The organism is Desulfogranum japonicum DSM 18378, from assembly GCF_000429945.1.
Lineage (GTDB): Bacteria > Desulfobacterota > Desulfobulbia > Desulfobulbales > Desulfobulbaceae > Desulfogranum > Desulfogranum japonicum.
This window is the reverse complement of record NZ_AUCV01000005.1, coordinates 38851-57046: the sequence shown is the minus strand read 5'-3', so window position 1 is coordinate 57046 and position 18196 is coordinate 38851. Positions and strand designations below refer to the sequence as shown.

Below are 18196 nucleotides of genomic sequence, written 5' to 3'. Positions count from 1 at the left end.
GTTTTGCTATGAGCCTTTTAAAATTATTCTGGAAGCATCCCGTACAGATAATTAATAATATCTGTACGGGTAACAATACCTATAACCTCATCATCCTGAAGAACAGGCAGATGCCCAATATTTTTCTTCACCATGAGTTCCGCGGCTTCGCTTGCCATGACGTCGGGAGCGATGGAGGTAACATTTCTGGTCATAAAAGCTTTCACAGGGCTGTTCCACTGGCGGTCGCTCTTTAATTTTTTAAAATCCCATAATACAACTATGCCCAGGATACCTTTACCGCCGGAAACGATCACACCACGTATCTTTTCCTTTTCCATGAGCGTGCGAACCTCGTGCATTGGTGTATCTTCCGTAACCGTGGTTACAGGAAAAGACATCATATCTGCAACCAATGCTTCTCCGCCCTGGTTATTTTCCAGAGCACAGATGATCTCTTGCCGGACTGTCCCGGGAGCTTTTCTTTCATCCCGGATAACAGCAGAACCTGCTCCAGGATGCCCTCCTCCCCCAAAAAGCTCTACCACTCTTGCCACATTAATTTCCGGTACAGCACTCCGGCCAATGACAAACTGCCCCCCATCATTATTGACAAATATAACAAAAACAGCGTCAGCATTTACAATTTTACTATAATGTTGCACAACCATGGCCAATTCGGCGCGTTTGTCAACGCGCACAACTCCCATACCAACACTGTGACCATGAATATCTATTACTTCTGCATCACGCATGAGACGAAAAAGAATTTTCTTCTGTGTCTCTCCATAAGCCATATTCAAAAATTCCACGGCAATGGTCAAGTCTGCTCCCTGTTCCAATAGAAATGCAGCAGCATGGGCATCCCTTGGGGTCGTGGAGCTGAAGGTCAGCTGGCCTGTATCTTCATAAAGGCCAATCAAAAACACTGTTGCCTGCAACGGGGTCAACTCGATGTTTTTTGCAATGAATTCCTCCACAAACAGGGTGATGGTGGCACCCACCTTCTCCACGCGCTGCCAGGAGGCATTGATATCCCCTATGCCCATATGGTGATCCCATATCTGGATCTCAAGGTCCTCCTTTTGTTGTAACGCTTCCATCCGATCAAGCCTATGCCAGGTATTGGTATCCACCACCACAAGACTCTCAACATCCTCCGATTCGATTTCATTGGGAAGCACGATATTAAAAGCAGTTTTATGCAAGGCGAGAAAACGTTTAACGTTGGGATTCACGCTTTTAGGGCAAACAGCTACACATTGCGGATAATACACAGTGGCTGCCAGGATGGAGGCCAGAGCATCAAAATCAGTATTTTTATGGGTTGTTACAATTTGCATTACCGTAAATAACAAAGTATCGGTTATAGATAGAAAAGGACAGCGCTAAGGGAATACCAGTTGCATTCAGATGTCCAGATGTTCGGGTTCAAGTACTGCACATAGTCTACACTGGATATATACGCTGGCCAATAAAATCCTGTCTTTAAAAATGCGGTGTCCTGAGGGTTGCGGAAAAACAGCAACTATCCAAAAGTTGCGAAGTATACCGGCTGGCAGACTCCCCCTCAAATAACCAACACCATTACCCACGGTGAGTCCCTTATGACAGAGCATCCACTTTCACACACTATATCAAAAGGTTTGTACAACAACAGCGACTACAAAGACAACTGCGGTTTCGGACTGGTTGCCCATGTGAACGGTGAAGCCAGTCATACGTTACTGGCAACAGCAATCGAAGCACTCACGAGCATGACCCACAGGGGTGGTATTGCCGCAGATGGCCGAACAGGTGATGGCTGTGGGCTTTTAATCCAAAAACCAGATCTCTTTTTACGCAAAGTAGCTGAAAAATGTTGCTCAACCCCGCTCAGTGACCTCTATGCGGTAGGTTCCATCATGCTCAACCGGGACAAAAAACAAGCTGAGCATTGCCGCAAAATCCTGACCGCGTCCCTGGAGAAACAGGGCCTGCAGATTGCCGGTTGGCGTGAAATCCCTACAGATACCAAGTGCCTTGGACCGATTGCCCTGGAATCCATGCCATCTTTCGTTCACCTGTTTGTAAACGGTTGCGCCCTGGATAAACAGGAGTTTGCAGCAAAACTGTTCATGGCGCGAAGAATGGCGGAAAGAGAACTTGCAGAAGACCGGGATTTTTATATCGCCAGTCTCAGCACCGAAGTGCTTTCCTACAAAGGTCTCATGATGCCGGCAGACTTGTCTATCTTTTATCCGGACCTGGCTGACAGGAACCTGGAAACGGCAATCTGTGTCTTTCATCAACGATTTTCCACCAATACCATGCCCCAATGGCAGCTGGCACAGCCATTCCGCCTCCTGGCGCATAATGGCGAAATCAATACCATCACCGGTAACCGCAACTGGGCCCTGGCTCGCACCCCAAAATTCATCAGCCCCCTGTTACCTGATCTGGATAAAGTTCCTCCCCTGATCAACCTCCATGGATCAGACTCATCAAGCCTGGATAATATGCTGGAGATCCTTATTACCGGGGGCATGGAACTGCACAGGGCAATTCGGGTGCTTGTGCCTCCTTCTTGGCAGAATGTGGAACATATGGACGCTGATCTTCGCGCCTTTTTTGAATACAACTCCATGCACATAGAGCCTTGGGACGGACCAGCCGGTCTGGTTATCACCGATGGCCGATATGCCGTATGCGCCCTGGATCGGAACGGATTACGCCCTTCCAGGTGGGTACTGACAAAAGATAATATCATCACTGTGGCTTCTGAAGTGGGGGTAACCCATCATGCCCCGGAAGACATCCTGGCCAAAGGTCGACTGGGACCGGGAAAAATTCTGTCAGTGGATACAGCCACCGGCACCATTCGTCATTCCAGGGAAATTGACGAACAACTGAAACAACGTCACCCTTACAAACGATGGTTGAAAAATAATACCCTGCGTATTGAAGCCTCTCTGGAAAAAGAAGATGTGGAACGTAAACTGCCTGACACGGAACTCAAGGCATTGATGAAACTGTTTCAGGTCACTTTTGAAGAGTGCGATCAGCTCTTGTGCCCTCTGGCAGAAACTGCCCAGGAGGCCACAGGATCCATGGGCGACGATACCCCCATGGCGGTGCTCTCCAGAACACAGCGTCCGTTGTACGATTTCTTTCGCCAACAGTTTGCCCAGGTTACCAACCCTCCTATCGACCCTCTGCGGGAAGCCATTGTCATGTCGTTGGAGACCTGTGTGGGGCCGGAACTTTCCATCTACGAAGAAACAGAAAATCACGCCGCCCGTGTGCGTCTCTCCTCGCCGGTATTGTCCATTGGCCGCTTCAAGGCCCTGGTCAATCTTGACCGTTGGGGATACCCTGTTCATCGCTGTAAACTCTATTACAATCCGGAAAAAGAAAACCTGCAGCAGGCGCTGGACAACCTTGCCCAAAAAGCCTGTGATGCAGTTCGGGCAGGTGCGGTACTCCTGGTTCTCTCCGATGACTATGTGGAGCCGGATCTCCTCCCCATACATGCCCTGCTTGCCACGGGAATAGTGCATAGACAGTTGTGCCTGCAAGGCATTCGCTGTGACGCCAATATCATTGTGGAAACAGCCACGGCCAGGGATGCCCATCATATTGCCTGTCTGATAGGCTACGGTGCAACAGCCGTATTTCCATACCTGAGCTATTCAATCTTTAATCATCTGCATGATCAAGGAAGGCTGGTGGTAACAGTTGACCAGGCGTTTAAGAATTATCGTAAAGGCCTCAACAAAGGACTGCTGAAAATTCTTTCCAAGATGGGCATCTCCACCATTGCCTCCTACAGAGGTGCGCAGCTTTTTGAAATTATCGGCCTGCATCGGGAGGTGGTTGATCGTTGTTTCCAGGGAACCCCAAGTCGCATACAGGGGGCTGATTTTTCCGACCTTGAAGCAGATCAAAAGATTCTTGCCAGGGATGCATTTCACAAGCCGCAACAAGCCATTCGTCCGGGCGGTATTTTAAAATACATGCATGGCCAGGAATTTCACGCCTTCAATCCTGACGTTGTCCATGCCCTGCAATTTGCTGTCAATTCCGGAGAATACGAGCATTGGCAAAAATGTGCAGATCTGATCAATTCCAGGCAGCATGCCACCCTCAGAGATATGTTGCAACTGAAGACAGGGCTGGAGCCAATCCCCCTTGATGAGGTAGAACCGATCAGCGAAATCGTAAAACGCTTTGATTCTGCGGCCATGTCCCTTGGAGCCCTCTCACCAGAGGCACATGAGGCGCTTGCCATGGCCATGAATACCTTGGGGGGACGCTCCAACAGCGGCGAAGGAGGTGAAGACCCTGAACGTTACGGTACGAACAGAAACTCCAAAATCAAGCAGATCGCTTCTGGCCGTTTTGGTGTTACCCCCCATTACCTGGTTAATGCCGAAGTTATGCAGATTAAGATTGCCCAGGGAGCAAAGCCTGGTGAAGGTGGACAGCTCCCTGGCGGTAAGGTCAACGATCTCATTGCCGAACTGCGCTATTCCACTCCTGGTGTGACCCTTATTTCCCCTCCACCCCACCACGACATCTACTCCATAGAAGATCTTGCCCAGCTTATTTTTGATCTGAAACAGATTAATCCGGATGCTCTGGTTTCAGTGAAACTCGTCTCAAGACCTGGTGTCGGCACCATTGCAGCTGGGGTGGCAAAAGCCTATGCGGACCTGATCACCATTTCAGGATATGACGGAGGTACTGCCGCAAGCCCACTCTCATCCATCCACTATGCAGGTTCTCCCTGGGAACTGGGTTTGAGTGAAGCACATCAGGCCTTGCAGGTCAATGGCCTGCGTGGCAAAGTGCGGTTGCAAACAGACGGCGGACTCAAAACCGGGCTTGATGTCATCAAGGCTGCTCTGCTTGGAGCTGAAAGTTTTGGCTTCGGCACAGCACCCATGATCGCCCTTGGATGTAAATATCTACGGATCTGCCATCTCAACAACTGTGCCACCGGTGTGGCCACGCAACGTTCCGACCTTCGAGATCGTCATTACAAGGGCACGGTGGAAAAGGCCATGAACTATTTCCGGTTTGTTGCCCAGGAAACCAGGCAGTGGATGGCTGCCCTGGGAATAGGAACATTTGAAGAACTCATTGGCCGCGCAGACCTGCTTGTGCCAAGTCAAGGTGAAACCGGCAGGCAGCAGCGGCTTGACCTTTCGCCCATCATTTACAGGGACTCATCGCTGTCAGATAAGCCCCGCCATTGTACGGTCCGACAGAACCAACCCTTTGACAAGGGTATCCTTGCGGAAACCATGCTCAAAGACATGTTGCCGAGTATAGAAAAAAAATCCGGTGGCACGTTCATCTATGAGGTGACCAATCGCGACCGCTCCATCGGTGCCAAAATCAGCGGTGCAATAGCAAAAAGACACGGCAATCAGGGCATGACGGACACCCCGGTCAAGGTTCTGCTTACAGGTGTTGCCGGCCAGAGCTTTGGAGTCTGGAATGCCGGAGGATTGGAAATGTATTTACATGGGGATGCCAATGATTATGTTGGCAAGGGAATGGCTGGCGGCAAACTGGTCATATCTCCTCCAGCCGGATCTGCCTTTAAAACATGTGAAACCAGTATCATGGGTAACACATGCCTCTACGGTGCCACGGGTGGCACACTCTATGGTGCCGGGATAGCCGGAGAACGTTTTGCAGTACGAAATTCCGGTGCTATGGCTGTTATTGAAGGTGCCGGAGATCACTGCTGTGAATATATGACCGGAGGTATGGTCGCGGTACTGGGAAAAACCGGGGTTAACTTCGGGGCTGGAATGACGGGCGGCTTTGCCTATGTATTGGATATGGACAACACCTTTGTGGATAAATACAACCATGAACTGGTTGAAATTCAACGTATCCATTCCGGATATATGGAGGAGTACCGGCATCACCTGCACCAGGTGATTGAAAAATTTGCCAGGGAAACAAACAGTGATTGGGCCTGGCACCTGCTGGACGATTTTGTTGATTATATAGGCAACTTCTGGATGGTCAAGCCAAAGGCCGCTGAATTTGCCGACCTTTTAAACCGACTACGACAACGTGGCGAATAACCACCTCTTGCCAGTATATATATTTCCATGGTGAGTCCCCGTATAATGGTTACCCAGGTGATTACCTATGTCAAATCGATTACACAATGCTTTTCAGTTTCTTGATGTTGAACGTAAGCTGCCTCCCAAGGTGAGTATTATAACCAGAAAAACAGCATTTCGTGAAATTTACGAATCTGAAAATCTATCAGCCGTCCAGCATCAGGCCCATCGATGTATTGAATGCGGCAATCCATATTGTGAGTGGAAATGCCCGGTACACAACTACATACCCAACTGGCTCAAGCTGCTAAGTGATGGCAATCTGAAAGAGGCTGTCGAGCTCTGTCATCAAACCAACTCATTGCCCGAAGTGTGCGGCAGAGTCTGTCCGCAGGATCGCCTGTGTGAAGAGGCCTGTACCCTCAACGACGGCTTTGGTGCCGTGACCATAGGAAATGTTGAAAAATACATAACAGAAAAAGCATTCAAAGCAGGCTGGCGTCCTGATCTTTCCCAGGTCAAATGGACCGACAAACGAGTGGCTGTAATTGGCGCAGGCCCTGCAGGACTTGGCTGTGCGGACGTCCTTGCCCGGAATGGGGTGCATGCCACGGTTTTTGACCGCTATCCCGAAATTGGTGGCCTCCTGACATTTGGAATTCCCGAGTTTAAATTGGAGAAAACCATCCTGCAACGACGCAGAAAAATATTCACAGCCATGGGAATTACCTTTAGCCTTAACACGGAAGTAGGCAAGGATATTCCTTTTGCCCACCTGCTGAAAAAATATGATGCTGTGTTTTTGGGCATGGGTACCTACCAGTTCATGAAAGGCCACTTTCCGGGTGAAAACCTTACAGGGGTTCATGACGCCCTTCCCTACCTGATTGGCAATGTTTGTCATCACCGTGGATATGAAGTGGCTGACAGCGAATACATTGATGCGGCAGGTAAGCGGGTTATTGTTCTTGGAGGTGGCGATACAGCCATGGATTGCTGCCGGACAGCCATTCGTCAGGGCGCACAAAGCGTAACATGTGCCTATCGTCGCGATCAGGAAAATATGCCGGGATCAAAACGGGAAGTCATCAATGCCCAGGAAGAAGGCGTTACCTTCCTGTTCAATCGACAACCCAGCGCAGTGACAGGAGAAGGCAGGGTAAAGGGCATAGAACTGGTAACAACGGAACTCGGAGAAGCGGATGAAAGTGGACGCAGAAGACCGATCATTTTACCGGACAGCAAAGAAGAACTGCCTGCTGACCTGGTGATCATTGCTTTTGGTTTCAGACCGAGCCCGCCAACATGGATAAAAGAACATAATATCGACCTGCATGAGTGGGGAGGAGTTATTGCCAGGGAAACAAACGAATACCCCATGCAGACCAGTAACGCAAAGGTATTTGCCGGCGGAGATATGGTGAGAGGGTCGGACCTGGTCGTTACAGCAATATGGGAAGGCAGGCAGGCGGCCAAGGGAATTTTAGGATACCTGCAGGTAGAATGATGGGGTGTGCGCAATATGCGCACCGCACTATTCTTGTTCACAAATATGCTCTACCTGCAGATTTACCGCCTCATATATCTCTCTACAGTTCAATCACACCCTGCTCATCTTCCACCAGGGGTGGCAGCAGAGATTGCACCTCTGCCGGGCTCCATTCATCCTTGCCGGACAGGGTTGCAGCATTGATCTGGTTAAGTCCCCGGGCAATTTCTGCATAGCTTTTGCCTTTTTTCCGTAAGCGCAGCACTGATTGTGACAACTCTTCACGCCTGAAAACTTTTTTGGAAGGCGCTGCAGAAAGCTCCTGAACAGCTCCCTTCAACTGGTCCTGTTGCCGTTCATCTTCTGGTGCCGAGGGCTTATATTCCAGTTGAAAGCCTACCATGAAACGCATCAGATCTTCTATCTGACGATCCCTTCTGGCAAGCTGTGCACGCATATCTTCCAGTTGTTCCCGCAACAGTTGAACCTGTTCCTTGTACACTTCAAGCAACTCATCCAGGTAGCTGTTTTGTTCAACCTGTCTTTGTCCACCTGTTCCGCCCTTCGCGCGGGTACCCAGTGACTCGCCTTTTCTGTTCAAGCTTTCTCCATCCTGCCCGTAAGTCGAGAGCAGTTCACGCCCCTGATGCCAACGTTCAAGGTCTTGACTTTTAAAACGCACTTCCTGCTTTCCTGTAACAGGATTGAGAATCATCCTGTAAGGCAGCCCTTTTTTACGATACCTGCTGATGGTTTTAGTGGATACATTAAGATATTCGGCTGCCTCTTTCTGCGATACCTGATATTCAGTCTCACTCATCGACTACCTCTGTCTCTTCGTTCAAAACACAATCCATACCTTTACTGCAGTAAACCGTAAAAGCCGGTAGAGAGCAAGCCTGTTCAGCTCCTTAACTACCAAACAGTACCTCCACCAGCAGCATAGAGTCATTGTCTGTCCATAAATAAGAATTCTCGTTGCAAGACCAGGTAAGAAAAAGCTCCGAGAAGTCCATCTATGGACAGACATGAGTTAGCAGGCCTGTTCGTATTGCCGGCAAAGTTCTTTCCCCGACAAAACAACATTGCTTAAAAATCGATCAATGGCGTCCTTATCGACATTTGTATTAGTTATAAGCAGACGCATGACAACCTGCCCCTTTACATATCCGGTCCCAACCAGAGCTCTCTCGGTTTTCTGCAATTGCGAACGTAAAGCAATGGTAAACTCGTCCTTAGAAGAACCCACGGGAGGAATATAACGAAAACAAAGATTAAATGATTCGCGCGGGACAACCATCTCCAAATTGGGATTGGCCAGAATTCGTTCTTCAGCGTATCGGCATAACTCGTAATACTTCTCAACACGGGCAGCCAGTCCCTGTTGGCCGTAAAATTTCCAGTCAAGAAACCATTTCAGGGCATCCACTTTTCTACCGCATTGCAGTGAAAGTGTTCCCAAATCCCTGGTCTCACCATTATCGCCTTCCCGAAAAATGTAACTTTCATCCCCAGCACTGCAGATCTTGCGCAATATACCAGACCGTCCGTTGAAGAGCAGTACGTTGCACATCAACGACGAACCAAGCATCTTATGAAAATCCAGGGTAAAGGAATCGCTCTCTTCCAAACGCGGCAGATATTTCAGCCGTAAGCGCTCACTGAGCACGGCTGCACCTCCCCAGGCCCCATCTACATGCAACCAGAATCCATGTCTGTCTCGCAAGTCCAGGAGCGCACCGATGGGATCATACGCTCCCCGTACCGTGGTACCGGCAGTGGCTGCCACAAAAAAAGGCACACATCCTCTCTGTTTCGCGTTTTCAATGGCCTGCTCCAGGGCATCCGGTATCATCCGACCGTGATCGTCTATGGCCACTTTAATCAGATAATCAGTGCCAATACCCAGGATAGATGCCGCTCTATCCATGGAGTAATGGGCATCCTCATTGACAAATGCACACAGAGGGGCTTGCCCGAACAATCCCTGTGTTTTGGTACACGTACTGTGTGTATTGCGTGCAGCCATCATGGCAATCATGTTGGCATTGCTCGATCCGGTGGTCATCTGGCCGACACCATTCTTAAAACCTACCAGATTCAACATCTCCTGGAACATATACTGCTCCATCAAAGTGGAAACCGGTGCTGTTTCATAGGTACACGCAGAGGTGTTGGATATCGCAGTGACCATCTCTCCCACCATGGATGGCAGATTGGCCCCGGCCCACATACGGTTTAAATAGCCGGGATGCCCGGTCTTCACAGCATATTTCAGGTACTTTTCCACCCAATGGAAAAGCTGGTCCAGATCCTCCTGGCTGTCTTTTTTCTCAAGCTGCAATAATTCACGCAGTTCCTGAGGTTCATGATACTCAACAAACGTACCTTGCGTCTGTTGACAGTGATGCTGCTCAATCAGTTTAAATAAACGTTCAAATACTTTTTCCTGTTCCATGCCTTGTACTCCACCCCCCCATAACACACCACTCTCCGAAATCGCCCATAACACTCCGGTGTTTTGGGGAATCCGGTTCATTGCATCTTCCTGACACTGGGGCCATGCAAACAACATGGAACCACGCAGCCAGGAAACTGCTTGGATACATACCCTATTTTAGCAACTATGCCTACAGAGTATCTGGCATTTCTCTCGACTTTTAAAAAAAACAATACTCACGGGTGATATTGATATACTCACCGGCTGAGAAATCATGGAGTGTAGACAATGAAAAACCATAGATGGCAGGTGGACGGGAGGACCAGCAGACAATCGAACAGCCCCACAGGACAAAACAAACCAACGTCTATCGCTGAAGATCCATGAGACTTGAACTGTCGAGGTAGTGACTATTACACCAGCCCAAGGCTGGCATGCTCATCACTGGGAGTGATCAATGTGCATCGCACCCTGAAGTAAAAGTGCGTCAACACGCTCATGAAGTCGCTGCTCATCTTTTCCTGGAGCATGATCCAGATAAAAAGAGAACACGCCTTCGCTCCAGGTGAGAACATCAAAAAATGCTTCACGCATTTGACGACTGAGGCTTGCGGTCAGATTATTGCGACCAATATACCCTTTTGCAATGAGTATCTGACCAAGTCTCTGAGTATTACCATTCTGTTTTTGAATAGCCAGGCATTCGTTCAGCTGTTCTTCAGTGATACGGCCACTGGCGAGAAAGAGCTCACCAATTTTGGTCTGTTTGTTGTCCAGTGCGCCAAATATCAAGGCTCCCTTCTCAAAAAAGAAAAAGCCATTATTGCTGACACCCTGCACTTCAAGTTCACCGGTAAGACCGGCAAAATTGAAAAGTTGAAAGACATCTTCCAGGCCAATGGCTGCAATATCTCCACGCAGAGCGGGTAAAACGCAGTTACACATTGCCTCTCTTTTGACATCCATACTCATTTCAAGCGGTTCAATTATGGTGTTATGATTACCACCAAAGAAACTTTGCAGTACAGTCTTCATGGGTAGCTGTCGGTAAAGGGTCATATAAAGGCATACTCTTAGGTTCAGTTTCCCACTCACAGAAAAAAAGTCAAGCCATTTTTACTCCAGAAACCCTTGTGCCACAAAGAAAATCAGCTTATCGCACGAACTGATCCCTGCCTGATTTTCAGGAAAAATTCTGACAGATTTTAGAAAAGCAAGATGCATTTTCGCAGAGAAAATTATAAAAATATGCTACAAAAGCGGATCGATGAATAAAAATATCCAATGAGCATACGCTTGTAAGGAGAACATCCAGATGGAAATTTTAAATATTCTGGGCAGCCCGAGGAAAAACGGAACTTCTGCTCGTATTGCCAAAGCTTTCGCTGAAACAGCAGAACGCAGAGGCGCAGATATTTACAGTTATTACCTCAATGGATTGCAATATCGTGGTTGTCAGGGATGCGAAGGGTGTCATACCAGATCAGATAAATGTATTCTCCGCGATGACGCGACTGAGATTCTCGACAAGATGTACACAGCAGATGTTGTGGTATTTTCAACACCAATTTATTTTGGCGATGCGAGCGGGCAGTTCAAATTGTTTTACGACCGTATGTGGTCCCTCATCGGACCTGAATATAAAAAAGACCCCGAAAATGCAAGCCGATTGGAAGCAGGAAAAATTGCCGTGCTGATTTTGGCCCAGGTCGCCCGTTCCTCAGAACACGAAGACGTACTTGACCGCTATACCATGTATCTGGAGATGTACGGTTTCAAGGTGTTGCCCATTGTTGCCAAAGGGCTGGACATGATGCCCAATACCGACATCAGCACATTTGCCATGGAAGCGGAACAACTGGCCAGAGAACTGGTCATATAATCAATCGGATTTACTGGCCACACCTCTGTATCTGTGGTCCAGCAAACAGACAAAAATGTGCGGATCGTTTTCCATGAAGCAAAAGCAAAGCATCAGCATTCCTTGCCATACAGACAAAAATGATTGACAATTCATTCACAGCGCTGTTAATAACTGCGCTCTCACAGTAAGTTCCATAAACCATATTACCGGTGCCTATCCTGAAACACAGAGTTTTTTTGTTCAACTTCGAGATATGCGATACATTTTGCCACAGGTATATACTCAATATTCATCGGATTATTTTGAGCGCCCTGCAAAACCTGAACAAAAAAATCATTTCCGGATTGTCACTCACCAATTATCAGGGGGTTTCTGTCATGCGGACACCATGCGCAATCCTGGCCACACTGGTCTGCTTCTCACTGTCACTGCTGTGTACGACCAGCGCCTTCAGTGAGGATAAAATTGTTTGGAAAATGGCTACATCCTGGCCGGATGGAACTATTTTACAGGAAGCTGCCAACGATTTTGCCGACAAGGTAAGCAAAATGAGCGGCGGTCGGCTGACCATTAAAAGCTATCCGGCAGGTGTTCTCATGGGAGCACTGGAAGTTGCTGACGCAGTTCGCATGGGTACCATTGATGCGGCACACAGTTCTGCCAGCTATTCCGTTGGCCAGTTACCAGCAGCACCGTTATTTGGCTACATCCCTTTTGGTATGGAACCTATTCCTTTCCTGACCTGGATGTACGAAGGCGAAGGCAAGGAGCTCTTTGCAGAACTCTATGCAAAGTTTGACTATGGATATGCAGCACCCTGCGGTATCATTCCCAGTGAAGACCTGGCATGGTCTAACAAACCCATCACCACGATGGAAGATTTCAAAGGTCTGAAATTCCGCACCTCCGGGTACTGGGGTGAAATCCTTAGCGATGCCGGCGCCTCGGTAATGATGCTGCCTGCCGGAGAGGTCTATGAGGCTATCCAGCGAAAGGTGCTGGATGCAGGTGAATTCTCCATTCCCAGCATGGATAAAGATCTGGCGTTTTACGAAATTGCTGATTACCTGCTTCTGCCCGGTATCCACCAGACAAGCACCATTCTTGACCTGAAGATCAATAAACGCTCCTGGAGCAAACTTCCAGACGATCTGAAAGCAATCATCGATGTTGCCGCAAAAGCCACCACCCTGGAAATTCTGACAAAATGCATTAAAGCAGATGTTCCTGCCCTGGAGTTCTTCAAAGAAAAAGGCGTAAAAATCCAATACCTTTCTCCTGAAATCCAGAAAGAGCTTGCCAAAAAGGCAGAGACCCTGATGATAGCCAAAGGTGAGAAAGATCCTTTTTTCAAGAAAGTATACGAATCACAGAAAAATTTCAGAAAAGGGTATGATGAGTACCAGAAACTCATGCAGCCTTCCTACTGATATTCCCACGTATCTATGGAGGAGTCACCTGCAGATCGGGTGACTCCTTTATTGTTTGCAGGTCATTTTCCATGAACGCTCTTCGATGTATAATCCGCACCATAGACAGTGTCAGTGAGTTAACCGCCAAGGTGATCATCTGGCTGGTTCTGGTGCTGACCGCAATAATCAGCTACGAAATATTTTCCCGTTACGTGCTCGATGCACCCACAAAATGGTCCTTTGACCTGAGTTATATGATTGGGGGCACCTTCTTCCTGATGGGAGAAGCCTGGACGTTAAAGAGAAGACAGCATGTGCGCATAGATATTTTTTACAGACTCTTTTCGCGAAAGACCAGAGCTGTAATTGATATCGTGATGTATCTCGCGTTGTTCTTTCCCCTCTGGGGAGGCATACTCTATGCTTTGATTCCTTATGTACAGTTTTCCTGGGAAATAGGAGAACGTTCCATGCAGGGATACTGGCAGCCAATTATCTATCCATTTAAAACCGTTATGCCGATCGCTGTCTCCATGCTCCTGCTGCAAGGCTTGGCAGAAGTGCTCCGCAACCTTGTTTTCATCTGTGGAGGAGAAGAAGTCAAATGAGTCCGGAAATTTCAGTTCTCCTCATGTTTGCTGTCCTGTTCGCAGGCATCTTTCTCGGTTACCCCACAGCCTTTGTCTTAGGTGGTGTGGCCTTTCTTTTTGGTGCCGGTAATATGGGCATGGACATCTTCGGTCTGTTCATCACCCGCCTTTTCGGCCTGATGAAAAACTACACCCTGTTGGCAGTGCCGCTGTTTCTATTCATGGGTGTTTTCATGGAAAAATCAGGCATGGCCGAACGTCTGTTCAATGCCATGCACATCCTTTGGGGTCGATTCCGTGGCGGACTTGGTATTTCCACCATAGCCATTTCAGCTATCTTTGCCGCGGCAACAGGTGTTGTCGGAGCATCTGAGATCACCATAGGCCTGATGGCCCTGCCGGTAATGCTGGAAAAAAAGTACAACAAATCTCTGGCGTGCGGGGCGATCTGCGCAGGAGGTACCCTGGGTATACTGATTCCTCCCAGCGTCATGATCATTGTCTACGGCCCCATTGCACGCATATCAGTGGGCAAACTTTTTCTTGGCGCCCTGATGCCCGGCCTGCTGCTCGTCTTACTCTACATGCTCTACATAGCTATCCGCTGCTACCTCAGACCCCAGGACGGGCCCCCACTGCCAGTTGAAGAACGGCAGACAACAGGTGGACAAAAAATTAAAATACTGCTGACCTCAGTTATCCCGCCTGCCTGTATTATTTTCTCTGTGCTGGGCTCAATTTTCTTTGGCATTGCTGCTGTTACAGAGGCTGCAGCCGTGGGTGCAGTTGCCAGCATGCTGCTGGCTGCATCATATGGCAAACTGAATTTTTCAGTGGTAAAGGAAGCCTGTCAGCAAACCCTGACCATCACTGCAATGATCATGATGATCGCCATTGGCGCCAGTTTCTTTTCCACGGTCTTTGTTACCCTGGGAGGCGACGAGGTTATCACCTCTCTCTTTATGAAACTGCCCATGGGTAAATGGGGCGTATTGGCTGCCATCATGTTGCTCCTGGTACTGTGCGGAATGTTCATTGACTGGATGGGAATCCTGTTCATCATTGTTCCCCTGATTACTCCCATAGCGGCTGAACTTGGTTTTGATCCTGTCTGGTTTGCAGTGCTTGTTATGGTGAATCTGCAGATTTCCTTTCTGACGCCACCCTTTGCCTATTCGATTTTTTACCTTAAAGGCATTGCTCCTCCAGGCGTTGAAACCGTGGACATTTACAAAGGAGTCATGCCCTTTGTCGGCCTGCAGGTTTTAGCCATTTTGCTGCTTATACTCTTTCCCCAGATCATTACCTGGATGCCCTCGCACCTGATCAATTAACATAAACCATGAAGCACACACCACCTGTCACACTGTTTGTCCAGTGCATTATTGATACTATTTACCCGGATGTCGCAGAGGCCATGGTCAAGGTATTGGAGGACCTGAACATTCAGGTCTCCTGCCCAACCAGCCAGACCTGCTGCGGCCAACCCGCATTCAACTCCGGGCACCGTCAGGTTGCCAAGGCAGCTGCCTGTAAATTCATTGACCTGTTTGAAGAGGCAGAGATCATTATCTCGCCTTCAGGTTCCTGTGTTAATATGGTACGCCATCACTACCCAGAACTGTTTGCAGACGATCCTGAAATGCAAAAACGTGCCATAAAAGTCGGCGCCAAAACCTATGAGTTTACCCAGTATCTGGTGGATGTTCTCCAGGCCGAGGATGTGGGCGCCAGATTTGCCCGCAAGGTCACCTACCATGCGTCCTGTCACCTGAATCGTTTTCTCGGTGTAGACAGGCAACCGAGAGCCCTGCTCTCCCATATCCGGGAGATGGAACTGATCGAGATGAAAGACGCAGATCGTTGTTGCGGTTTTGGCGGCACCTTTGCCGTGAAATATTCAGACATTTCCGAAGCCATTCTCAAAGAGAAAGTGGACAACATTCTGCAAACCGGCGCAGAGGTGGTGACTGGCTGCGACATGGGATGTCTGATGAATATTCAGGGTATGCTCAGTCGTATCAATGCATCGGTTGAAGTAAAACATATTGCCCAGTTGCTGGCGGAGAGATGATATGGCTGGGATAGACTCGGAAAAGTATAAACAGAACGCCCATAAAGCCATTGCAGATCCAGTACTGCAGTCTGCCCTCACCAGCCTGCAGGGACGTTTGGGACCTGCAACCAAAAAGCTGTACAATACACTGCCGGAAGGCCAGGAACTGCGAAAAATTGCACATCAGTATCGCCGTAAAGCTATTGATAACCTGGATGTTCTTCTGGAGACCCTGGCAGAAAATATCCGGTCCCATGGAGGGCAGGTCCATTTTGCACCCTCAGCTGAAGATGCTGTGGAAATCTGTGTGCGCATTGCCCTGGAAAATCATGTTCGCACTGTGGTCAAGGGTAAATCCATGGTCACCGAAGAAATCGGACTCAATGATGGCCTGGAACAGGCGGGTATCGAGGTGACCGAAACCGATCTGGGCGAATATATCATCCAACTTGCCGGTGAACGGCCAACGCACATCGTGGCTCCGGCCATCCACAAAACCCGCGAACAGATAGGAGAACTGTTTACAGAAAAACTTGGCACTCCTTACACCGATGACCCACCAACCCTGACCCAGGATGCCCGCAGGGCACTGCGCGAAAAATTCCTGACAGCTGATATGGGTATTTCCGGCTGTAACCTTGCCTGCGCAGAAACCGGACATATCACCACAGTCTCCAACGAGGGCAACATTCGCATGGCAACCACCCTGCCCAAATTGCATGTTGCGGTCATGGGAATGGAGCGCATCGTTGCCAATCTGGAGGAGCAGCAGGCTATCCTCCGTCTTATGTCCATGGGTGCTGCGAGCCAACAGATCGGCGGCTATGTGAGTTATGTTGGCGGCCCGGCTGCCCCCGGCCACAGTGACGGGCCGGAGCAGTTCCATCTGATCATTGTGGATAATGGACGTTCAAAGATCCTGGCTGATGAGACATTCAGGGAAATGCTCTGCTGCATTCGTTGCGGGGCCTGCCTGAACATCTGCCCGGTCTACGGAAAAATTGGTGGTCACAGTTACGGATCAGCCTACAGTGGCCCTGTCGGGGCTGTCGTAACGCCCCTGCTATTTGGCATCAACGATGCCTCAGATCTCTGTTCGGGCGAATCTCTTTGTGGTGCGTGCAGACAGGCTTGTCCACTGGAAATCAATTTGCCGAGGATGCTGTTGGCCTTACGATCCAAGCTCTCCGAAGGTGATCCCAGCTGGCAGGTCAAACCAGCCCGCAACCAGGAAAGATGGCTCTTTCGCTGCTGGCAGTTTGTTAACGGCAATCGCACGTTATATAACCTTTTTTATGCAGTGGCACGAAAAGCACAAAAAATTCTCCCCACCCAGGATGGCATGATCAGGAAGCTCCCCTACCCTTTTAATGGCTGGACCAGCCAACGCAACATGCAGCCTCTGGCACCAAAAACCTTTATGCAGAGATGGCAGGAGAAACAGGAGGGGAAAAAATAATGCAACAGACGTTCATAAGTACCATCAAACAAGCGCTGGGAAGATCACAGGGATCAAAACCTGCAGAAGACCTTTTCACCACCGAGCCTTCTGAGCATGAAAAAATAGTGCTTACACAGATCCAACAGCGCACATCTGCCCAGCATAACGCAAACATGTCGAGGCTCCGCGAGGTCACAGGCCCCCTGTATGTTAACCTGCACGAACATAGTAGCCTGGAAGAGACTGCAGAGGCCATTGCCGCGTTAATTAAGGAAAAGTCACCTGAATGGGGAACGGAAAAACATGTCTGCCGCTGGGATCATCCATTAATAAACCAACTCAAGCTGGAATCTCTGCCGGAGTTATCGGGAATCCCTATTCATACGACCCCGATTTTTGACGTTACAGACCAGGCCAGGCCAATTCCATCCAGTCAAAAAGAACAGTTTCGAGCCCAGGTGGAACAGTCATTTATCGGCATTACTTCTGCAGATTACTGTGTGGCGGCAACAGCAACTCTTGCCCTTCGAAGTCGTCCCGGACAGAGCCGATCGGTTTCTCTGGTTCCATCCATCCACGTGGCTGTTGTTAAAGAGAAAAAACTCCTTTCAACCCTCGAGGAACTCTACACTCTGCTCAAATGGGATCCAGCCGAACGTAAGGAAGGCCTGACCAACAACCTTTCCCTCATATCCGGCCCCAGTAAAACCGGGGACATCGAACTTATAATGGTTCACGGAGCGCACGGCCCTCGGGAATTGCACCTGTTTATTATAGGTGAAGAACAATAAGCACAACCATACACCTGACTTCGCGAACAGTATTTTCCGCAGCCCTGATTCGGGGAAAGCGGCTTC

Annotated in this window: 13 protein-coding genes; 9 read left to right on the top strand and 4 right to left on the bottom strand. The window is 49.0% G+C overall.

Going from position 1 to position 18196, the window contains the following annotated elements; genetic code table 11:
• Positions 1 to 23: 23 nt before the first annotated feature.
• Complete coding sequence (locus G493_RS0105820; protein ID WP_028579620.1) at positions 24 to 1322, bottom strand: CBS domain-containing protein; 1299 nt, start codon at positions 1320 to 1322, stop codon at positions 24 to 26.
• Between the two features lie 291 nt (positions 1323 to 1613).
• Here G493_RS0105820 and gltB point away from each other — a divergent pair, with 291 nt between their 5' ends.
• The gene (gltB, locus tag G493_RS0105815; RefSeq protein ID WP_028579619.1) at positions 1614 to 6065 is read left to right on the top strand and encodes a glutamate synthase large subunit; all 4452 of its coding nucleotides are present in this window, start codon (positions 1614 to 1616) and stop codon (positions 6063 to 6065) included.
• Positions 6066 to 6132: 67 nt separating this feature from the next.
• Positions 6133 to 7554, top strand: a complete 1422-nt coding sequence (locus G493_RS0105810; protein ID WP_028579618.1) for an FAD-dependent oxidoreductase — start codon at positions 6133 to 6135, stop codon at positions 7552 to 7554.
• An 82-nt stretch (positions 7555 to 7636) separates the two neighbouring features.
• Here the strand turns inward: G493_RS0105810 and G493_RS0105805 are convergent, their stop codons facing one another.
• The 3 genes from G493_RS0105805 to G493_RS0105795 all read right to left on the bottom strand — a co-directional run bounded on the left by G493_RS0105805 (position 7637) and on the right by G493_RS0105795 (position 11035).
• Complete coding sequence (locus tag G493_RS0105805; protein ID WP_028579617.1) at positions 7637 to 8356, bottom strand: helix-turn-helix domain-containing protein; 720 nt, start codon at positions 8354 to 8356, stop codon at positions 7637 to 7639.
• Between the two features lie 213 nt (positions 8357 to 8569).
• Entirely contained in the window at positions 8570 to 10075 is a 1506-nt protein-coding gene (locus G493_RS0105800) for a pyridoxal phosphate-dependent decarboxylase family protein (protein WP_232363715.1), read from the bottom strand.
• Positions 10076 to 10417: 342 nt separating this feature from the next.
• Complete coding sequence (locus G493_RS0105795; protein WP_028579615.1) at positions 10418 to 11035, bottom strand: DUF4388 domain-containing protein; 618 nt, start codon at positions 11033 to 11035, stop codon at positions 10418 to 10420.
• A 256-nt stretch (positions 11036 to 11291) separates the two neighbouring features.
• Between G493_RS0105795 and G493_RS0105785 the strand changes: the two genes are divergently transcribed.
• The 7 genes from G493_RS0105785 (at position 11292) to G493_RS31845 (ending at position 18130) form a co-directional block, all read left to right on the top strand.
• Positions 11292 to 11858, top strand: a complete 567-nt coding sequence (locus G493_RS0105785) for a flavodoxin family protein (protein WP_028579614.1) — start codon at positions 11292 to 11294, stop codon at positions 11856 to 11858.
• Between the two features lie 359 nt (positions 11859 to 12217).
• A complete protein-coding gene (gene dctP / locus G493_RS0105775; protein WP_161629797.1) occupies positions 12218 to 13270 on the top strand; it encodes a TRAP transporter substrate-binding protein DctP in 1053 nt (350 codons plus the stop codon).
• Between the two features lie 71 nt (positions 13271 to 13341).
• Positions 13342 to 13860 carry a TRAP transporter small permease subunit gene (locus G493_RS28005; protein WP_035273783.1) on the top strand — a complete coding sequence of 173 codons (519 nt, stop codon included), beginning with the start codon at positions 13342 to 13344 and terminating at the stop codon, positions 13858 to 13860.
• Positions 13857 to 15176 carry a TRAP transporter large permease gene (locus G493_RS0105765; protein ID WP_028579612.1) on the top strand — a complete coding sequence of 440 codons (1320 nt, stop codon included), beginning with the start codon at positions 13857 to 13859 and terminating at the stop codon, positions 15174 to 15176. Before G493_RS28005 ends, G493_RS0105765 begins: the two co-directional genes overlap by 4 nt.
• Before the next feature lie 8 nt (positions 15177 to 15184).
• Positions 15185 to 15916, top strand: a complete 732-nt coding sequence (locus G493_RS0105760) for a (Fe-S)-binding protein (protein ID WP_028579611.1) — start codon at positions 15185 to 15187, stop codon at positions 15914 to 15916.
• Between the two features lies 1 nt (position 15917).
• Positions 15918 to 17357, top strand: a complete 1440-nt coding sequence (locus G493_RS0105755) for a LutB/LldF family L-lactate oxidation iron-sulfur protein (protein WP_028579610.1) — start codon at positions 15918 to 15920, stop codon at positions 17355 to 17357.
• Entirely contained in the window at positions 17357 to 18130 is a 774-nt protein-coding gene (locus tag G493_RS31845; protein WP_161629796.1) for a LutC/YkgG family protein, read from the top strand. Before G493_RS0105755 ends, G493_RS31845 begins: the two co-directional genes overlap by 1 nt.
• The last annotated feature ends 66 nt before the right edge of the window (positions 18131 to 18196 follow it).

What these genes read in the sequence shown, in the direction of transcription:
- G493_RS0105820 (WP_028579620.1), bottom strand. Translation starts at nt 1,322, where the DNA reads ATGCAAATTGTAACAACCCATAAAAATACTGATTTTGATGCTCTGGCC.
- G493_RS0105810 (WP_028579618.1), top strand. Translation starts at nt 6,133, where the DNA reads ATGTCAAATCGATTACACAATGCTTTTCAGTTTCTTGATGTTGAACGT.
- G493_RS0105805 (WP_028579617.1), bottom strand. Translation starts at nt 8,356, where the DNA reads ATGAGTGAGACTGAATATCAGGTATCGCAGAAAGAGGCAGCCGAATAT.
- G493_RS0105800 (WP_232363715.1), bottom strand. Translation starts at nt 10,075, where the DNA reads ATGAACCGGATTCCCCAAAACACCGGAGTGTTATGGGCGATTTCGGAG.
- G493_RS0105795 (WP_028579615.1), bottom strand. Translation starts at nt 11,035, where the DNA reads ATGACCCTTTACCGACAGCTACCCATGAAGACTGTACTGCAAAGTTTC.
- G493_RS0105785 (WP_028579614.1), top strand. Translation starts at nt 11,292, where the DNA reads ATGGAAATTTTAAATATTCTGGGCAGCCCGAGGAAAAACGGAACTTCT.
- dctP (WP_161629797.1), top strand. Translation starts at nt 12,218, where the DNA reads ATGCGGACACCATGCGCAATCCTGGCCACACTGGTCTGCTTCTCACTG.
- G493_RS28005 (WP_035273783.1), top strand. Translation starts at nt 13,342, where the DNA reads ATGAACGCTCTTCGATGTATAATCCGCACCATAGACAGTGTCAGTGAG.
- G493_RS0105765 (WP_028579612.1), top strand. Translation starts at nt 13,857, where the DNA reads ATGAGTCCGGAAATTTCAGTTCTCCTCATGTTTGCTGTCCTGTTCGCA.
- G493_RS0105760 (WP_028579611.1), top strand. Translation starts at nt 15,185, where the DNA reads ATGAAGCACACACCACCTGTCACACTGTTTGTCCAGTGCATTATTGAT.
- G493_RS0105755 (WP_028579610.1), top strand. Translation starts at nt 15,918, where the DNA reads ATGGCTGGGATAGACTCGGAAAAGTATAAACAGAACGCCCATAAAGCC.
- G493_RS31845 (WP_161629796.1), top strand. Translation starts at nt 17,357, where the DNA reads ATGCAACAGACGTTCATAAGTACCATCAAACAAGCGCTGGGAAGATCA.